The following is a 17623-nucleotide window of genomic DNA, read 5'->3' on the forward strand; positions in this document are numbered from 1 at the left end:
TCGTCAACGACCCGGTCGATCCTAGTCCGCGTCGGGCATCGGCGACATCGCAGCGAATCGCGCAACGGCGGTTTCTGGGGCCATATCTGACTAGTCGTCAGCGAATAGAAGCGGTGCCGTGCGCCAAGCTTGACGGGTCGTCAGTCATTTCTGACATGCCATCAGCAAAAATCCGAAATGAGACCCATGCCACAGCCAAGAACCCGCTCCAATCGGTATCCATCCCTCGATACTGACAAAATCGCGCATAAGCTACTAACTATATCAAACTGGACAATTTTCTGCTGCGGCTACGGCCGACCGAGGGCGCTACCGGGGGTTGCTGCGGAGGTCCAGCCGGCGGATGACCCGGTCCACGAGCTCCGGATCGGCGCCGGGTTCCATCCGGGCCTCCTGCATCTCCTGCCGCCCGGCGGCCAGCATCGCCTGCTCGACCTCGGCGAACTGCTTGACCCAGACCGCCCGCTCCTTCAGCTCGCGGAGCTGCTCCTCGTCGTACATGTCGGGACGGTGGCGGGCGAGGCGGTCGGTCTGACGCTGCTTCAGCCGGTCGACCAGCTCGTCCGGGAGCTCCTCGGTCGCGGCCATCTCCTTGAGCCGGCGCAGGCCGGCCTTGCCGGCGCGGTACCAGAGCTGGCGCTCGGCCGCGTCCTCGGCGTCCTGGTCGCGGCTGAGGCCCAGCCAGCGGACCACCACCGGCAGGGTCAGGCCCTGGACCAGCAGGGTGAACAGGACCACGCAGAAGGCGATGAAGATGATCTCGGAGCGCTCCGGGAACGGTCCGCCGCCGTGCACCGTCAGCGGGAGGGCCAGGGCCAGGGCGACCGAGGCCACACCGCGCATGCCGGACCACCACAGCACCACCGACTCGCGCCAGCCGATCGGCGCGGCCTCCTCGGTGTGGCCGTGGGCGCGGTCCCAGCTGTGGGTGACCCAGGCGCCGGGCAGCAGCCACAGCAGCCGGATCCCGACCACCACCACGATCACCAGGAAGGCGTCGCTCAGCATCGAGGTCCAGTGGCTGCCGACGGTGTTCAGCACGCTGGCCAGCTCCAGCCCGATCAGGCCGAAGGCCATCCCCGAGATCAGCAGCTCGACCACGTCCCAGAAGGCCTCGCCGACCAGCCGGTAGCCGACGTCGTCGGCGCCGACCGTCTGGTCGTTGATCCAGAGCGAGCAGACCAGCACCGCCAGCACGCCCGAGCCGTGCAGCTCGTCCGCCAGCACGTAGGCCGCGAAGGGCACCAGCAGGCTCAGTGCGACCTGCAGCGTCGGGTCGTGCAGCAGCGACATCACCTTGCCGCTGAGCCAGCCGAGCCCGACCCCGAAGACCACCGCCAGCACCGCCGACAGCACCAGCCGCTCCACCGCCTCCAGCGTGGAGAACTCACCCTTGACCACGGCCTCGACCGCCAGCCCGTACACCACCAGTGCGGTGACGTCGTTGAACAGGCCCTCGGTCTCCAGGATGCCCATCAGCCGGCGCGGCAGCCCGACGCTGCCGGCCACCGCCGCCGCCGCGATCGGGTCCGGCGGGGAGATCAGCGCGCCCAGCGCGATCGCGGCGGCGAGCGGCAGCGCGGGCATGATCCAGTGCAGGGCCAGCGCCACCGCGGCCGTGGTGACCAGCACCAGCACCACCGCGAGCAGCAGGATGACCCGGTAGTTCGCCCGGAAGTAGCTGGCGGTGGAGCGCTGCGCGGCGGCGTAGATCAGCGGCGGCAGCACCATCGGCAGGATCAGCTCGGGCGAGATGGTGATGTTCGGCACGAACGGCAGGACCGCCAGCACCATCCCTATCAGGGTCATCAGCACCGGCTGCGGAATCCTGACCCGCTCCGCGATCGGGGTGCTCACGATCGCGGCCAGCAGAATGAAGAAGAGGAGCATCAACTGCGTCATTCCGCCGGACACTCCTCTACCTCAGCTCCTCGTCCGCTGGTCTCAGGGTGTCAGGGCCCGGGTCATGGTGCGGTGCGGGATTCCGCCGTCCAGGTACTCCGGGCCGTGGGCGGCGTAGCCGAGGCGCTCGTAGAAGCCCAGCGCCTGGACCTGCGCGTGCAGCTCCATCTCGGTCCCGCCGTGGGCCCGGCCGGCCTCCTCGACGGCGCGGACCAGCGCCGCGCCCAGGCCGGTGCCCCGGCCGGGCTTCAGCACCGCGAGCCGTCCCAGCAGCACGGTTCCGGGGCGGCCGGCGATCGCCAGCGCCTCCGGGCCGTGGATCAGCCGGGCCGTGCCGAGCGGCGCGCCGTCCTCGTCCAGGGCCAGCAGGTGCACCGAGGTCGCGTCGAGCTCGTCCCACTCCTCGTCCTCGGGGACGCCCTGCTCGACGATGAAGACCTCGCGCCGGATCGCGTGGACGGTCGCCAGCTCCTCGGCGGCGGCGGCGGTGCGGATGTCAGCTCTCGGCACTGATGATCTCCAGGGCTCGGGCCAGGTCCTCGGGGTACTCGGTGCGGAACTCCACCCACTCGCCGGTGGACGGGTGCTCGAAGCCCAGCTGGACGGCGTGCAGCCACTGCCGGGTCAGCCCCAGCCGCTTGGCCAGGGTCGGGTCGGCGCCGTAGGTGAGGTCGCCGACGCAGGGGTGGCGCAGCGCCGACATGTGCACCCGGATCTGGTGGGTGCGGCCGGTCTCCAGCTTGATGTCCAGCAGCGAGGCCGCCCGGTACGCCTCGATCAGGTCGTAGTGGGTGACCGAGGGCTTGCCGCTGGCGACCACGGCCCACTTCCAGTCGCTGCTGGGGTGGCGGTCGATCGGCGCGTCCACGGTGCCCGACATCGGATCCGGGTGGCCCTGCACCAGGGCGTTGTACTTCTTCTCCACGACCCGGTCGCGGAACTGCTGCTTGAGCGAGGTGTAGGCGAGCTCGGACTTGGCGACCGCCATCAGCCCCGAGGTCCCGACGTCGAGGCGGTGCACCACGCCCTGGCGCTCGGAGGCGCCGGAGGTGGAGATCCGGTAGCCGGCGCCGGCCAGGCCGCCGATGACCGTGGGACCGGTCCAGCCGGGGCTGGGATGGGCGGCGACGCCGACCGGCTTGTTCACCACGACGATGTGCTCGTCGTCGTAGACGATCGCCATGTTGTCGATCCGCTCGGCGACGATCTGCACCGGCGCGGGCGGGGCCGGGAGCTCGACCTCCATCCAGGAGCCGCCGATGACCCGGTCGGACTTGCCGACGGTCGAGCCGTCCACCGTCACCTTGCCCTCGGCCGCCAGTTCGGCGGCCTTGGTACGGGAGAACCCGAACATCCGGGCGATGGCGGCGTCGACACGCTCGCCCTCCAGGCCGTCGGGCACGGGCAGACTGCGGAGCTGAGGATCGGTGGTCACCTGAACGAGTATGCCGGACCGCGACGGTCCGCCCCGCCATCAGGCCTTGTCGTCGCCGTCCTGCTCGCCCGGCCGTTCGGTTCCGGCGCGGGTCGCGGCGGCCTGGACCGAGCCGTCGGGGTTGGTGCCCAGGAAGGAGAGGATGACGACCAGGATCCCGCCGCAGACGATCGCCGAGTCGGCGAGGTTGAACACCGCGAAGTCGCGCACCGAGATGAAGTCCACGACCTCGCCCCGGAAGATCCCGGGCGAGCGGAAGATCCGGTCGGTCAGGTTGCCGAAGGCGCCGCCGAGCAGCAGGCCCAGGGCGATCGCCCAGGGCAGGCTGTAGAGCTTGCGGGCGAGCCGGCAGATGACCACGATCACCGAGGCCGCGATGATCGTGAAGACGATCGTCATCGCCGCGCCCATGCCGAAGGCCGCACCCGGGTTCCGGGTCGCCTGCAGCATGACCCAGTCGCCGCCGATCAGGTGGATCGGGTTGTGGTACTCCAGCTTCGCCACCACCAGCAACTTGCTGCCGAGGTCGAGCAGGTAGGCGCACAGCGCGACGGAGAGCAGCACACCGATCCGGCGCCGGCGCCGCACGGTGGCTGCGGCCGGCTCCGCACCGTCGGCGACCGGCGGGTTCGTGTCCGCCGGGGCCTTCTGGAAACCTGGGGTACTGATGATGCGCTCCGCTGCGGCGAGTCGGGTCGAGTCGGTGGGACCTACGTCCTTGAGCGTACGGTACAGCGGCGCTTCCGCACCGGGGGACCGGGTCCCGTTCCCCTGCCCCGCCCGGGGGCGGGCGGCCGGCGAGGGTCAGCGGCGCTCCTGCTTCTGCTTGCACTGGACGCAGAGGGTGGCCCGGGGGAAGGCCTGGACCCGGGCCTTGCCGATGGGCTGGCCGCAGGACTCGCACAGCCCGAACGCCGTCCCGGCGAGCCTGACCAGGGCGCGCTCGGTCTGCTCCAGCATCTCGCGGGCGTTGGCCGCGAGCGACATCTCGTGCTCGCGGGAGATGTTCTTGGTCCCGGCGTCGACCTGGTCGTCGCCGGCGCCGTCGCCGGAGTCCCGCATCAGTCCGCTGACCGCCTCCTCCGAGGCGTGGATCTCGGCGCGCAGCGTCGCCGCGTCGGACTGGAGCTCCTGTTCCAGCTCGGCGACCTCGGCCGCGGTCCACGGGTCCTCGCCCGGACGCACCGGGAGCGTGGCCGGCGGGTCGTCCGCCGAGCGGGCCGGCGCGACGGTCGCCGACTCGGCGCGGGCGCGGGTGGCGGCGGGCTTGGCCGCGGCCGCACTGGTCTTGCCTCGCACGGTGGTCCCCTCTCCCGTCCCCAGCACCGACGTGTCCAGCACGGACATCCCAGCCCGGCGTGCGCGTGCAGCCCCGCTTCTTGCCTTGTCGGCCATGCCTCAGACCCCTTCACGCCGCAATGATTCAGTGCCGGAAAGATAATGCGTGACAAACGGCATCACAACCAGACATACCGCAGCACGCGCCTCGGCTTGCTCGACGAATGTGTGCCCAGAACGTGACCCGATAATCGCCATCCGTCATCGTTACCGGCGCGTCACCCGGGCGCAGCAACACCACCGGCGCACCGGCGGAGCGCCGGTGCGGCCGGGGCGGCGGCGCGAAAATCGCCTTGCCGATCCCTATAGACTGGCGGGGCAAGGCGTGGATGGGGACGAGTACCGCCGAACGCAGCCGAGAGCGACCCGGGGACGGTGGAAGCCCGGGGGTGTGCGCGTCGGGAAGATCACCCCGGAGCCGCCGGAGGAAAGGCCCCCTCGGGGGCCCGGTAGAACCGGCCGCAGCCCCTAATGAGGGGGTCGTGCCCAGGCACGGCCAAGGAGGGTGGTACCGCGGGGCCCGCACCTGGCCTCGTCCCTCCGTCGGAAGCCGAATGCAGAACGCCGCACTCTCGCGCCCGCCGGAGGAACCAGCAGATGTCAGCACCCCAGTACCGCCCCGTCCCCGCCCAGGTGGACCTGCCCGTGCTGGAGCACGGCATCCTCTCCTTCTGGCAGGACAACAAGATCTTCCAGCGCACCCTGGAGCAGTCCGAGGGCCGCCCGGAGTGGGTGTTCTACGAGGGCCCGCCGACCGCCAACGGCATGCCCGGCGCGCACCACATCGAGGCCCGGGTCTTCAAGGACGTCTTCCCGCGCTACAAGACCATGAAGGGCCACCACGTCGCCCGCAAGGCCGGCTGGGACTGCCACGGCCTGCCGGTCGAGCTCGCCGTCGAGAAGGAGCTCGGCTTCTCCGGCAAGCAGGACATCGAGGCCTACGGCATCGCCGAGTTCAACGAGCGCTGCCGCGCCTCGGTGACCCGGCACACCGACGCCTTCGCGGAGCTCACCAACCGGATGGGCTACTGGGTCGACCTGGACGACGCCTACCGCACCATGGACCCGGACTACATCCAGTCCGTCTGGTGGTCGCTCAAGCAGATCTTCGACAAGGGCCTGCTGGTCCAGGACTTCCGGGTGGCGCCCTGGTGCCCGCGCTGCGGCACCGGCCTGTCCGACCACGAGCTGGCCCAGGGCTACGAGACCGTGGTCGACCCCTCGGTCTACGTCCGGTTCCCGCTCACCTCGGGCCCGCTGGCCGGCCGCGCCGCCATGCTGGTCTGGACGACCACCCCGTGGACGCTGGTCTCCAACGTCGCCGTCGCCGCCCACCCCGACGTCACCTATGTCGTCGCCACCGACGGCAACGAGCAGCTGGTGGTGGCCGAGCCGCTGCTGGCCAAGTCGCTCGGCGAGGGCTGGACCGCCACCGGCGAGCGCTTCACCGGCGCCGAGATGGAGCGCTGGACCTACGACCGGCCGTTCTCGCTGATCCCGGTCGAGGGCGCGCACTTCGTCGTCAACGCCGAGTACGTCACCACCGAGGACGGCTCCGGCCTGGTCCACCAGGCCCCCGCCTTCGGCGCGGACGACCTCGCCACCTGCCGCAGCTACGGCCTGCCGATGGTCAACCCGGTGCTGGCCGACGGCACCTTCGAGCCGGACGTCCCGCTGGTCGGCGGGCAGTTCTTCAAGAAGGCGGACGAGGCGCTGGTCGCCGACCTCGACGCGCGCGGCCGGCTCTTCCGGCACGTCCCCTACGAGCACAGCTACCCGCACTGCTGGCGCTGCCACACCGCGCTGCTCTACTACGCGCAGCCGTCCTGGTACGTCCGCACCACCGCCGTCAAGGACGCGATGCTGCGGGAGAACGAGAAGACCAACTGGTTCCCGGAGACGGTGAAGCAGGGCCGCTTCGGCGACTGGCTGAAGAACAACATCGACTGGGCGCTGTCCCGGAACCGCTACTGGGGCACCCCGCTGCCGATCTGGCGCTGCGAGGACGACCACCTGACCTGCGTCGGCTCGCTCGCCGAGCTCAGCGAGCTGACCGGCCGCGACCTCTCCGACCTGGACCCGCACCGGCCCTACATCGACGAGGTCACCTTCCCCTGCACCACCTGCGCCGCCCCGGTGGTCCGGGTGCCGGAGGTCATCGACGCCTGGTACGACTCCGGATCGATGCCCTTCGCCCAGTACGGCTACCCGCTGAAGAACGCCGAGCTGTTCGAGAAGCGCTACCCGGCGCAGTTCATCTCCGAGGCGATCGACCAGACCCGCGGCTGGTTCTACACGCTGATGGCGGTCGGCACCCTGGTCTTCGACCGGTCCTCCTACGAGAACGTGGTCTGCCTGGGCCACATCCTGGCCGAGGACGGCCGGAAGATGTCCAAGCACCTGGGCAACATCCTGGAGCCGATCTCGCTGATGGACCAGCACGGCGCGGACGCCGTCCGCTGGTTCATGGCGGCCGGCGGCTCGCCCTGGTCGGCGCGCCGGGTGGGCCACAACACCATCCAGGAGGTGGTCCGCAAGACCCTGCTGACCTACTGGAACACCGTCGCCTTCCAGGCCCTCTACGCCCGCACCGCCGGCTGGGCGCCGAGCACGGCCGATCCGGCCCCGGCCGACCGGCCGATGCTGGACCGCTGGGTGCTCTCCGAGCTGAACACCCTGGTCCGCGACGTGGACTCGGCGCTGGACGGCTTCGACACCCAGCGGGCCGGCAAGCTGCTCTCCGCCTTCGTCGACGACCTCTCCAACTGGTACGTCCGGCGCGCCCGCCGCCGCTTCTGGCAGGGCGAGCCGGCCGCGCTGGCGACCCTGCACGAGGCGCTGGAGACGGTCACCCGGCTGATGGCGCCGCTGACGCCGTTCATCACCGAGCAGGTCTGGCAGGACCTGGTCGTCCCGGTGACCGCCGACGCCCCGGCCTCGGTCCACCTGGCCGAGTTCCCGGTGGCCGACGAGGCGCTGATCGACCCGGCGCTCTCCCGCCACATGACGCTGGTCCGGCGACTGGTGGAGCTCGGCCGGGCGACCCGCGCCGACTCCGGGGTGAAGACCCGTCAGCCGCTGTCCCGGGCCCTCATCGCGGCCCAGGGCTACGAGGAGCTGCCGGCCGAGCTGCTGGCGCAGATCACCGAGGAGCTCAACGTCACCGCGCTGGAGTCGCTCTCCGCCGTCGGCGGCTCGCTGGTGGACACCACCGCCAAGGCCAACTTCCGTGCCCTGGGCAAGCGTTTCGGCAAGGGCGTGCAGGAGGTGGCCAAGGCGGTCGCCGCCGCCGACGCGGCCGCGCTCGGCGCCGCGCTGCGGGCCACCGGCACGGCCACCGTCGAACTCGACGGCGAGCCGGTGGAACTGACGCCGGAGGAGGTCGTCATCACCGAGACCCCGCGCGAGGGCTGGGCCGTCGCCAACGAGTCCGGCGCGACCGTGGCGCTCGACCTCCACATCACCCCCGAGCTGCGGCTCGCGGGTGTGGCCCGGGACGCCATCCGCCAGGTGCAGGAGGCCCGGAAGAACAGCGGCCTCGACGTCTCCGACCGGATCGTGCTCCGCTTCACCACCACCGACCCGGCCACGGCCGAGGCGCTGGCGGCGCACGCCACCCTGATCGCCGACGAGGTGCTGGCCACCGACTTCGCCGAGGGGGCAGCCGACTGGGACCAGCCGACCGCCTTCACCGACGAGGCGCTGGCGCTGACCTTCTGGCTGCACAAGGTCTGACCGGAGCACCGGTGCCCGGGGCGGGGCCGCGAGGCCGCCGCCCCGGGCACCGTCGTGTCCGGACCTTCCCGGACGGAGGCCGATCGTTCGCCGGGCAGGGCACCGGGCCCGGGGCAACATCCAGGTGCTGACGGTCCGCGAGGGCCTGATCACCGCCACCCGCGACTACCACCACCATGTCGCCGTCGCCGCCGCGACCGGCAGGCTCCCGGAGCTGCCGGCCGCCCTGGAGCAGTAGCCCCCGGACATGCCGCCGCCCCCTGCTGGAACGTTCCAGCAGGGGGCGTGGCTGTGTCGCGGCAGGCGCGAGGGAGGCATGGGTCCGCGAGGGACCCTCAGCCCCGACCGGTGGTGCCGGTCAGCCCTCGTCGTCCTGGTCGATCAGGAAGCCGCGCATCGGCTGCGGGGCCTGCTGCAGCGGAGGCTGCGGACGGACCGCGGCCATCGGCTGGGTCATGGCCGGGGACATCTGCTGCTGGCCGCCGACCGACTGGTGCTGCTGGCCGGGGTTGAAGCTGTTGCCGCCGAAGCTGGGCTGGCTGCCGCCGCCGGGGTTGAACCCGCCGTTGCCGCCACCGAAGCTCTGCTGCCCGCCGAAGGTCTGACCGCCCATCGGCGAAGCGCCGACCGGGGCCATCGAGGGCTGCGGGATCGCGGCCGGGGGCAGCGAGGCCGTGGCCGGCTGGCGCGCGGGGGCGAGCGAGTCGTCCGCCTGCGACTCCAGCTGGCGCAGCTGGGTCTCCAGGTAGGACTTCAGCCGCGTGCGGTACTCGCGCTCGAAGGCGCGCAGGTCCTCGACCTTGCGCTCCAGGGTGGCGCGGGCGGACTCCAGCGAGCCCATGGCGACGCGGTGCTTCTCCTGGGCGTCCCGCTCCAGGGCGTCGGCCTTGGCACGGGCGTCGCGCTCCAGACCCTCGGCGCGGCTGCGGGCCTCGCCGACGATCTTGTTCGCCTCGGAACGGGCCTCGGCGATCGCCTGGTCCGCTGTCTGCTGGGCCAGGCCCAGGACGCGGGCGGCACTGTCGCCACCGGGGTTCTGCTGCTGCTGCGGGAAGGGCTGCTGCATCTGCTGCATCTGCGGCGGCATCTGCTGCTGCATCGGCTGGAGCTGGCCGCCCATCTGCTGCGGCTGGCCCATCTGCTGCTGGCCCATCTGGCCGACGAAGCCCTGCTGGCCACCCATGGTGCCGCCCTGGAGCTGCGGCGGACCCTGGAGCTGCGGGGCGCCGGGCAGCTGCGGGGCACTGGGCAGCTGCGGCGGGCCGGGGTGGCCCATCTGCTGCTGCTGTTGCATCTGCTGCTGCGGCTGCATCTGGGTCTGCTGCATCTGCGGCGGCATACCCTGCTGCGGCACCGGCGGGCCGGATATGGCCGCCGGGACGGGCGGGCCAGGACGCTGGTGCTGTTCCTGTTCCTTCCGCATGTTCTGCTGGTTCTGCGCGGCCGCGCGAGTCGCGGCGGCCAGTTTGGCGCGCAGGTCCTCGTTCTCGCGGAGCAGTCGGGTCAGCTCTCCTTCGACCTCGTCGAGGAAGGCATCGACCTCGTCCTCGTCATAGCCTTCGCGGAGGCGGACGGTCGTGAACTGCTTGTTCCGCACGTCCTCGGGGGTCAATGGCATCTCTTCACCTCAACGTGATCGTCGGACAGCCGGACGTCTGCGTGGTTCACAGGCCCGCCACGACGGAGATCAGGATCGAAACAATAATGATCAGTACGAGGAAGGACAGGTCGAGCGCCACGCCCCCGAGCCGCAACGGCGGGATGTACCGCCGCAGAAACTTGAGTGGCGGATCGGTGACGGTGTAGATGCACTCCAGCACGACGATCATGGCGCGGCCCGGTTGCCAGTCGCGCGCCAGTTGTCGAACCCAGTCCATCACCAGACGGGCGAGCAGAATGCCGAGGAAGCAGTACAACGCGATGTACAGCACCTGCCATACAACGTTCACTGCCGCTCCCCTCGCCCTGCTCGGTCCATCCGGTCCACCGCCCGCCCGCCGGGGGCGAGTTGATCGCTACCCGGCGTCACGTGATCCACACGTATCGTCCTGCTTCGGTCAGCTCTGGTTGAAGAACCCACCCTCGGCAATCCTGGCCTTGTCCTCCGCCGTGACATCGACGTTAGCAGGAGAGAGCAGGAACACCTTCTGCGTCACCCGCTCGATGCTTCCATGGAGCCCGAAGACCAGTCCAGCCGCGAAGTCTACGAGGCGCTTGGCGTCCGTGTCGTCCATCTCCGTGAGATTCATGATCACGGGGGTGCTTTCACGGAAGTGTTCCCCGATGGTACGGGCCTCGTTGTAGGTACGGGGGTGCAGCGTGGTGATGCGGTAGGGCTCCCGCTCGGACGCGGCCTTGGACATGATCACCGGGGCGCTCTTCTCGACATTTCGACGTTCAGGTGTGATGGACGACACTGGGGCCATCCTCGGCTCGGAGCGCATCGGCGCCACGAAAGCCGCCGGCGCGGTCGGCGCGGGGACGGGTCGGGGCACCTCCTCGGTGCGTCCGGTTCGCAGCGGCTCGGGCTCGGGGCCGTAGTCCTCGTCGTCCGGGTCGTAACTCTGGACGTCGTAGCCATCGTCCTCCAAGAGGCCGAGGTAGATCGCCATCTTGCGCACAGCGCCGGCCATACTCCTGTCCTCCGCTCTGTGGTGGATCGGCTTTGTCACCGGTACGCGCCCCGCCTTGGGCCGCTCGTTCACGAGTCGCTCAGTGCGGCGGAGTGGTTCCACGATCCACGGTCTGCCCCTCAGTTGAAGGGGAGATTCCTTCTTGTCCTGATTTGTTCTGCGATCTGATCTTCTACCCGGTGACGTTACCCGAGGGGTGGCCGCGCACCCAGTACCGCCGTACCGACGCGCACATGTGTCGCCCCGGCTGCGATGGCCTGTTCCAGGTCCCCGCTCATCCCTGCGGAGACCATCGTGGCAGCAGGATGCGCCTCCCGTACACGGGATGCGATTTCCGCGAGCCGGTCGAAGGCCGCGCGCGGATCGCCCGCGAAGCGCCCGTGCAGCGGCGCGACAGCCATCACACCGTCAAGTCGCAAGCCGGGCGCGGCAGCCAGCGCCTCCGCCAGCATCGGGACCTGCTCCGGAAGGGCGCCGCCGCGACCGGGTGCGTGGCCGGATTCGGCTGCTGCCGAATCGGCGCCGAGGTCGACCTGGACGAGGCAGCCCAATTCCGGACGACCCGCTTTCAGCACCCCCTCGGAGAGGGCTTCCACGAGTCGGATCCGGTCGACCGAATGAACGAGGTCGGCATAACGGAGGACGGAACGGACCTTATTTGTCTGCAATTGGCCGACAAAATGCCAGCGGAGGTCGAGATCACGACATTCCTCGGCTTTCGGGGCGGCGTCCTGGTCGCGGTTCTCGGCGACGTCGGCCACTCCGAGACCGGCCAGCAGCCGGGTGTCCGAGGCCGGATAGGTCTTGGTGACCACCACCAGGGTGACGCTGTCGCGTGCGCGCCCGGCGGCGGCGCACGCGTCGGCGACGCGCTGCTCCACCGAGGTGAGGTTGGCGCGCAGCTGTGCCAGGCGCGCCCGGGCAGCAGATTGATCGTTCACGTGGGTCATCGCGGGTCCAGCCAGACGTAGCTCGCGAGGCGGCCGGTCCGCTGCTCGCGTCGGTAGGAGAAGTGATCGGCGGATTCCAGGGTGCAGGTGTGCGGCTGCGGGTGCACGGTCACGCCGAGCGAGCCGAGTTGGGCCCGGACCCCGGCCGGCAGGTCGAGTGCGGGCGTCCCCCAGGAGGTCTCGCCCGCCGTGGCCGGCTCCAGCGCGGCCACCTCCGCGCGCAGCGCGGCCGGTACCTCGTAGCAGCGGCCGCAGACCGAGGGGCCGATCACCGCCGTGGTCCGCTCCGGGCGCGCACCCTGTTCGACCATGGCGGCCACGACCGCCGGGACGACGCCGGCCGCGAGCCCGGGGCGCCCGGCGTGGGCGGCGCCGACGACGCCGGCCTCCGGGTCGGCGAGCAGCACCGGGACGCAGTCGGCGGTGAGCACCGCCAGCGCCAGCCCGCGCCCGGCGGTGACCAGGGCGTCCACGGTCGGGGCGGTCCCCTCGGGCTGACGCTCCGCCACCACCGCCGTCTCCCGGCCGTGGACCTGGTTCATCCAGACCACGTCGGCCGGGTCCAGCCCGAGGTCGGCGGCGGCGAGGCGGCGGTTGGCGCGGACGGCGGCGGGGTCGTCGCCCACCGCCCCGCCCAGGTTGAGCTCCTGGAACGGCGAAGTGCTCACCCCGCCCCACCGGTCGGTGAAGGCGAAGTGAGCACTGTCGAGGGAGATCCGGTGGCCGATCATGCTGGTCAGCCTAGTGGCTGCGGCCCGCAGGACCGGCGGCCGGGAGCGCTACTTGAGGAAGTCCGGAACGTCCAGTTCCTCGGCCGGGGTGTCCACGTAGGGCGGCCGGGTCTGCGGGACGTGCGGCGCGGCCGGCGGTTCCGGGTGGCGCGGGGCCGGGTCCTCGGCACGGGGGACGCTGCCGATGGTGTGCATGCTGCGCCCGGCGGCGGTGGAACCCGAGCGGTTGAACTCGGAGCGGCTGAAGTCCGCGCGGTTGAAGTCCGAGCGGTGCGTGTCCGTGCGGTGGGGATCGGTGCGCCCCGGCTCGGAGCGGTTGAACTCGCTGGGACGTTCCTGCTGCGCGGACTGGTTCTGACCGGAGCGAACCACCGGCTCACGGACGATGGTGGGCGGCTGCCCGCCGTCGAAGCCGGCCGCGATGACGGTGACCCGGACCTCGTCGCCGAGGGCGTCGTCGATCACCGCACCGAAGATGATGTTGGCCTCGGGGTGCGCCGCCTCGGCGACCAGCTGGGCCGACTCGTTGATCTCGAACAGGCCGAGGTCGGAGCCGCCGGAGATGGAGAGCAGCACGCCGCGCGCGCCGTCGATGGAGGCCTCCAGCAGCGGCGAGGAGATCGCCATGATGGCGGCGGCCTTGGCGCGGTCCTCGCCCCGGGCCGAGCCGATCCCCATCAGCGCCGAACCGGCGTCCGACATGACCGACTTGACGTCGGCGAAGTCGAGGTTGATCAGGCCCGGGGTGGTGATCAGGTCGGTGATGCCCTGGACGCCGGAGAGCAGCACCTGGTCGGCGGAGCGGAACGCGTCCAGCACCGAGACCTGGCGGTCGGAGATCGACAGCAGCCGGTCGTTCGGGATCACGATGAGGGTGTCGACCTCCTCGCGGAGTTGCGCGATGCCGTCCTCGGCCTGGTTGGCGCGGCGGCGGCCCTCGAAGGTGAACGGCCGGGTGACCACGCCGATGGTGAGCGCGCCGAGCGAGCGGGCGATGTTGGCGACGACGGGCGCGCCGCCGGTGCCGGTGCCGCCGCCCTCGCCGGCGGTGACGAAGACCATGTCGGCCCCCTTGAGGACCTCCTCGATCTCCTCGCGGTGGTCCTCGGCCGCCTTGGCGCCGACATCGGGGTTGGCTCCCGCGCCGAGGCCGCGGGTGAGTTCACGGCCGACGTCGAGCTTGACGTCGGCGTCGCTCATCAGGAGGGCCTGCGCATCGGTGTTGATCGCGATGAACTCGACGCCCTTGAGCCCGACCTCGATCATCCGGTTGATGGCGTTCACGCCACCGCCGCCGATGCCGACGACTTTGATGACTGCGAGGTAGTTCTGGGGTGCTGCCACGTCGAAGGCCTCTCGCCTCGGATGTACGGTGCCGAAGGGACGGGAACTCGTGGAGACGAGGTCCGGACCCGAACCCTGACCCTGAGGTTTAGGGTTAATGCTGTGTCACTCTTTCCGTCTGTCACAGGACACTAGGTCTCAAGGCGGGTCCATTCAACGGACACGCCGAGCGTCTCGATTTTTCTTGTGAGCCTATGTGATCAATCGTCCGGGGTGTCCACCGGGGTGGTCTATCAGATTCGTGGCTGGACCGGCGATCCGTCAAGCGTGCGTCAACCGCGCACTGCTGGGTCGTCGGGCGCGGTGACGTCGTAGGTCGTACCGCCCTGCTTCAGCAGTGCCGCGAGCACCACCGCCTTGCGCGCGTCCCTTTCCGGACTCCCCCACAGCACCGTTGCGCCACCGGCGAGTTGCAATTCCATATCGTCGTACGAATGCACCACGACCGCAATCGTCCCGCGGGCGACCGCGGGCGGGAGCGCCTTCGCGATCTGCACCGCCGAGTCCACCAGCTCGGCCTCGGAGAACTCCGGCAGGGAGCTCCGGCCGACCGGGGAGAGCGCCAGTTCGACCACCGGCACACCGGCCGGGATGCCGGGACCGGTGGCGAAGCCCACCCCGCCCGCGTCGACCTGCTCGTAGCCGTTCGCGGTCCTGACCGCGGCGACCGCGACCCGCTCGGTGATCCGCAGCCGGACCGTGTGCGGCCACTCGGTGCTCACCTGCACCCGCGCCACCCGGGGCAGCGCCCGGAGCACCCGGGCCCGGACCGCCCCGGTGTCGAGCCGCTCCAGCGGACCGCCCAGCGGCACCCGGGCGGCGGCCAGCACCTGCGCCGGCGTCAGCACCCTGACCCCGCTGACCAGGACCGTCCTGACGTTCAGCACCGAGGAGAAGAACACCAGCCAGCAGGCGGTGGAGACGAGTGCGGCGAGCAGTCCGGCGAGGACCCCGACACCGCGCCGGGACAGCCGCAGCCGCGGGGCGGACGGGGGCGCTGCCCCGTCCGCCGCCGCGGTCGCCTCCGGCGCGAGGGCCTCAGGCACGGCGGTGCTTGGCGATCGCCCGGTACACCATGTCGACCAGCAGGTCGTCGGCGTCACGGCGGCCGAACTCGGCGGCGGCCCGGCTCATGTCCCAGAGCCGCTGAGGGTCGGTCAGCACCGGCAGCAGCTGGCCCAGCACCCAGTCGACCGACAGTTCGGCGTCGTCGACCAGCAGCCCGCCCCCGGCCCGGACCACGGGCTGGGCGTTGAGCCGCTGCTCGCCGTTGCCGATCGGCAGCGGCACGAAGGCGCCGGGCAGCCCGACGGCGGCCAGCTCGGCCACGGTCATCGCGCCGGCCCGGCAGAGCATCATGTCGGCGGCGGCGTAGGCCAGGTCCATCCGGTCCAGGTACGGGACCGCGCGGTAGGGCGGCATCCCCGGGATGTCGTCGATCCGCGGGATCTCGTTCTTCGGGCCGACCGCGTGCAGGATCTGCACGCCGTACTGCTGGAGCCGGGGGGCGACCGCCTGGATGGTCTCGTTGAGCCGGCGGGCGCCCTGGGAACCGCCGGAGACCAGCAGCGTGGGCAGCCGCTGGTCCAGGCCGAAGTAGGCCCGGGCCTCCGGCCGGGCCGCGTTCCGGTCCAGGGTGGCGATGGTGCGGCGCAGCGGGATGCCGATGTACTGGGCGTCCCTGAGCTTGCTGTCCGGGGTGGAGACGGCGACGAAGTCGGTGTAGCGGGAGCCGATCTTATTGGCCACCCCGGGGCGGGCGTTGGCCTCGTGGACCACGATCGGCACGCCGGAGCGCTTGGCCGCGAAGTAGGCCGACATGGCGACGTAGCCGCCGAAGCCGACCACCGCGTCGGCCCTGGTCCGCTCCAGCACGTCCTGGACGGCCTTGACCGTCCCGCGCAACCGCCCGGGGAGGGTGATCAGCTCGGGGGTGGCCTTGCGCGGCAGGGCCACCTTGGGGATCAGTGCGAGTTCGTAGCCGCGTTCCGGGACCAGTCTGGTCTCCAGTCCGCTCTCCGTGCCGAGCGCTGTGATGCCGACCGAGGGGTCGCTCCTGCGCAGCGCGTCCGCAAGGGCGAGCGCGGGCTCGATGTGGCCGGCGGTCCCTCCGCCGGCGAGTACGACATGCACCGAAATTCACCGCTCCCTGCGCTTCCGGGCCTTCCCGAGCCGCGCGATGGTCCGTTGGGGCAGCCCGAGGATGCCTCGGGCCGGGCTGTTCCGTTTGGCCAGCCTGCTCCGGGCGGCCAGGGCCGCCTTGGCGGAGGGTTCGCTGCGTGCGAAGCAGAGCAGCATCCCCACCGCGAACATGGTCGGCAGCAGCGCCGAACCCCCGTAGGAGAACATCGGGAGCGGGACTCCCGCGATGGGAAGGAGTCCGAGCACCGCACCAATGTTGATCACGGCCTGAGCCATGATCCAGGTGGTGGCGCCTCCCGCTGCGTACCTGGTGAAGGGGTCCTTCGTGCGTCCGGCCACGCGGATACCCGCATACCCTAGTGCCGCGAAGAGGGCGAGCACCGACAGCGTCCCCGCCAGACCCAGTTCCTCGCCGGTCACGGCGAAGATGAAGTCGGTGTGCGGCTCCGGGAGTTGGCCCCATTTCTCGACGCTGGCGCCGAGGCCGGTGCCGAACAGACCGCCGGTGGCCAGGGCGTACACCCCGTGAACAGCCTGCCAACAGGACCCGTCGGCGGGCATGTGGGTGGCGCCGATGCAGTCGAGCCGGCCGAGCCGGTGCGGCACCAGCACGATCAGCACGGCGCTGAACGCCAGGGCGATGGCGGCGGCCCCGGCGAAGAGCCGCATCGGGGCGCCGGAGAGCCAGAGCTGACCGAACAGCAGCGCACAGATGATCATGGCGGTGCCCATGTCGCCGCCGACCAGGACCAGGGTGAGCAGCAGCACGCCCATCGGGACCAGCGGCACCAGCAGGTGCTTCCACTGGTCCAGCATCTTCAACTGCTGCTTCCGGGCCAACAGGTCGGCTCCCCAGAGCACCAGCGCGAGCTTGGCGAACTCGGAGGGCTGGATCTGCACCGGGCCGCCGAGCCTGATCCAGTTGCGGTTGCCGTTGACCGAGGTGCCGACGCCGGGGACGGCGACCAGCAGCAGCAGTCCGATCACCGCGATCAGCAGCGGGTAGGCCAGCGCCCGGTGCAGCCGCACCGGCATCCTGACGGCGACGAACATCAGCCCGCTGCCGATCAGCACCGAGGTGAGCTGCTTCTCGAAGAAGTAGGCGAAGGGCAGGCCGTCGCTCCTGGCCTCGATCTGGGAGGCGGAGAACACCATCACCAGACCGAGGACCAGGATCATCGCCGAGGAGCCGAGCAGCAGGTAGTAGGGCGTCAGCGGGCGCTCCAGGCCCCGCTGGAAGCGCCGCCAGGCCGAGGAGGGGCGGCCGAACACGCCGTACGAGCGGAAGACCGCCACGTGCGCCTCGGCGGCCTGCGGCGGGACCGCCGAACGGCTCCGCGGCCGGGCCGCCGGGCGGCTCGGCGTCCGGGCCGCGGGGCGGCCGTGGCCGTCGCCGGGTGCTGGCACGGCTAC

15 protein-coding genes are annotated in these 17623 nt (G+C 71.1%); 1 reads left to right on the top strand and 14 read right to left on the bottom strand.

Annotated features, from left to right (window positions below; all coding sequences use genetic code 11):
- Nucleotides 1-309: 309 nt before the first annotated feature.
- The 5 genes from BS75_RS08975 to BS75_RS08995 all read right to left on the bottom strand — a co-directional run bounded on the left by BS75_RS08975 (nucleotide 310) and on the right by BS75_RS08995 (nucleotide 4636).
- Nucleotides 310-1902: a Na+/H+ antiporter gene (locus BS75_RS08975; protein ID WP_034087834.1), complete on the bottom strand. Its 1593-nt coding sequence runs from the start codon at nucleotides 1900-1902 to the stop codon at nucleotides 310-312.
- Nucleotides 1903-1944: 42 nt separating this feature from the next.
- Complete coding sequence (locus BS75_RS08980; protein WP_034087835.1) at nucleotides 1945-2412, bottom strand: GNAT family N-acetyltransferase; 468 nt, start codon at nucleotides 2410-2412, stop codon at nucleotides 1945-1947.
- Nucleotides 2399-3337, bottom strand: coding sequence for an RluA family pseudouridine synthase (locus BS75_RS08985; protein ID WP_034087836.1), 939 nt, complete (start codon nucleotides 3335-3337; stop codon nucleotides 2399-2401). The genes BS75_RS08980 and BS75_RS08985 overlap by 14 nt, the downstream gene beginning before the upstream one ends.
- Before the next feature lie 39 nt (nucleotides 3338-3376).
- Entirely contained in the window at nucleotides 3377-4072 is a 696-nt protein-coding gene (gene lspA, locus BS75_RS08990) for a signal peptidase II (protein WP_052069291.1), read from the bottom strand.
- Between the two features lie 69 nt (nucleotides 4073-4141).
- Nucleotides 4142-4636, bottom strand: coding sequence for a TraR/DksA family transcriptional regulator (locus BS75_RS08995; protein ID WP_408022523.1), 495 nt, complete (start codon nucleotides 4634-4636; stop codon nucleotides 4142-4144).
- 636 nt (nucleotides 4637-5272) lie between these two features.
- On the opposite strand from BS75_RS08995, the gene ileS reads away from it, so the two are divergent.
- Complete coding sequence (gene ileS / locus BS75_RS09000; protein ID WP_034087837.1) at nucleotides 5273-8410, top strand: isoleucine--tRNA ligase; 3138 nt, start codon at nucleotides 5273-5275, stop codon at nucleotides 8408-8410.
- Nucleotides 8411-8768: 358 nt separating this feature from the next.
- On the opposite strand, the gene BS75_RS09005 is transcribed toward ileS, so the two are convergent.
- The 9 genes from BS75_RS09005 to ftsW form a co-directional block, all read right to left on the bottom strand.
- Nucleotides 8769-10028, bottom strand: coding sequence for a DivIVA domain-containing protein (locus BS75_RS09005; RefSeq protein ID WP_034087838.1), 1260 nt, complete (start codon nucleotides 10026-10028; stop codon nucleotides 8769-8771).
- Between the two features lie 46 nt (nucleotides 10029-10074).
- A complete protein-coding gene (locus BS75_RS09010) occupies nucleotides 10075-10359 on the bottom strand; it encodes a YggT family protein (RefSeq protein ID WP_034087839.1) in 285 nt (94 codons plus the stop codon).
- A 108-nt stretch (nucleotides 10360-10467) separates the two neighbouring features.
- Nucleotides 10468-11043, bottom strand: coding sequence for a cell division protein SepF (locus BS75_RS09015; RefSeq protein WP_034087840.1), 576 nt, complete (start codon nucleotides 11041-11043; stop codon nucleotides 10468-10470).
- Nucleotides 11044-11228: 185 nt separating this feature from the next.
- Nucleotides 11229-11993: a YggS family pyridoxal phosphate-dependent enzyme gene (locus BS75_RS46275; RefSeq protein WP_081982199.1), complete on the bottom strand. Its 765-nt coding sequence runs from the start codon at nucleotides 11991-11993 to the stop codon at nucleotides 11229-11231.
- The gene (gene pgeF / locus BS75_RS09025; RefSeq protein WP_034087842.1) at nucleotides 11990-12724 is read right to left on the bottom strand and encodes a peptidoglycan editing factor PgeF; all 735 of its coding nucleotides are present in this window, start codon (nucleotides 12722-12724) and stop codon (nucleotides 11990-11992) included. Before pgeF ends, BS75_RS46275 begins: the two co-directional genes overlap by 4 nt.
- Before the next feature lie 48 nt (nucleotides 12725-12772).
- Entirely contained in the window at nucleotides 12773-14068 is a 1296-nt protein-coding gene (gene ftsZ, locus BS75_RS09030) for a cell division protein FtsZ (RefSeq protein ID WP_034087843.1), read from the bottom strand.
- A 272-nt stretch (nucleotides 14069-14340) separates the two neighbouring features.
- Nucleotides 14341-15114: a cell division protein FtsQ/DivIB gene (locus tag BS75_RS09035; protein ID WP_042437651.1), complete on the bottom strand. Its 774-nt coding sequence runs from the start codon at nucleotides 15112-15114 to the stop codon at nucleotides 14341-14343.
- Nucleotides 15107-16201: an undecaprenyldiphospho-muramoylpentapeptide beta-N-acetylglucosaminyltransferase gene (gene murG, locus BS75_RS09040; RefSeq protein WP_034087844.1), complete on the bottom strand. Its 1095-nt coding sequence runs from the start codon at nucleotides 16199-16201 to the stop codon at nucleotides 15107-15109. The genes BS75_RS09035 and murG overlap by 8 nt, the downstream gene beginning before the upstream one ends.
- A gap of 6 nt (nucleotides 16202-16207) precedes the next feature.
- Entirely contained in the window at nucleotides 16208-17617 is a 1410-nt protein-coding gene (gene ftsW / locus BS75_RS09045) for a putative lipid II flippase FtsW (protein ID WP_081982201.1), read from the bottom strand.
- Nucleotides 17618-17623: the final 6 nt, after the last annotated feature.

This window comes from Streptacidiphilus albus JL83 (genome assembly GCF_000744705.1).
GTDB classification, from domain to species: Bacteria; Actinomycetota; Actinomycetes; order Streptomycetales; family Streptomycetaceae; genus Streptacidiphilus; species Streptacidiphilus albus.

Excerpts from the sequence above, each read along its gene's own strand:
- BS75_RS46275 (WP_081982199.1), bottom strand. The coding sequence starts at position 11,993 with ATGACCCACGTGAACGATCAATCTGCTGCCCGGGCGCGCCTGGCACAG.
- BS75_RS08975 (WP_034087834.1), bottom strand. The coding sequence starts at position 1,902 with ATGACGCAGTTGATGCTCCTCTTCTTCATTCTGCTGGCCGCGATCGTG.
- ileS (WP_034087837.1), top strand. The coding sequence starts at position 5,273 with ATGTCAGCACCCCAGTACCGCCCCGTCCCCGCCCAGGTGGACCTGCCC.
- BS75_RS09005 (WP_034087838.1), bottom strand. The coding sequence starts at position 10,028 with ATGCCATTGACCCCCGAGGACGTGCGGAACAAGCAGTTCACGACCGTC.
- pgeF (WP_034087842.1), bottom strand. The coding sequence starts at position 12,724 with ATGATCGGCCACCGGATCTCCCTCGACAGTGCTCACTTCGCCTTCACC.
- BS75_RS09015 (WP_034087840.1), bottom strand. The coding sequence starts at position 11,043 with ATGGCCGGCGCTGTGCGCAAGATGGCGATCTACCTCGGCCTCTTGGAG.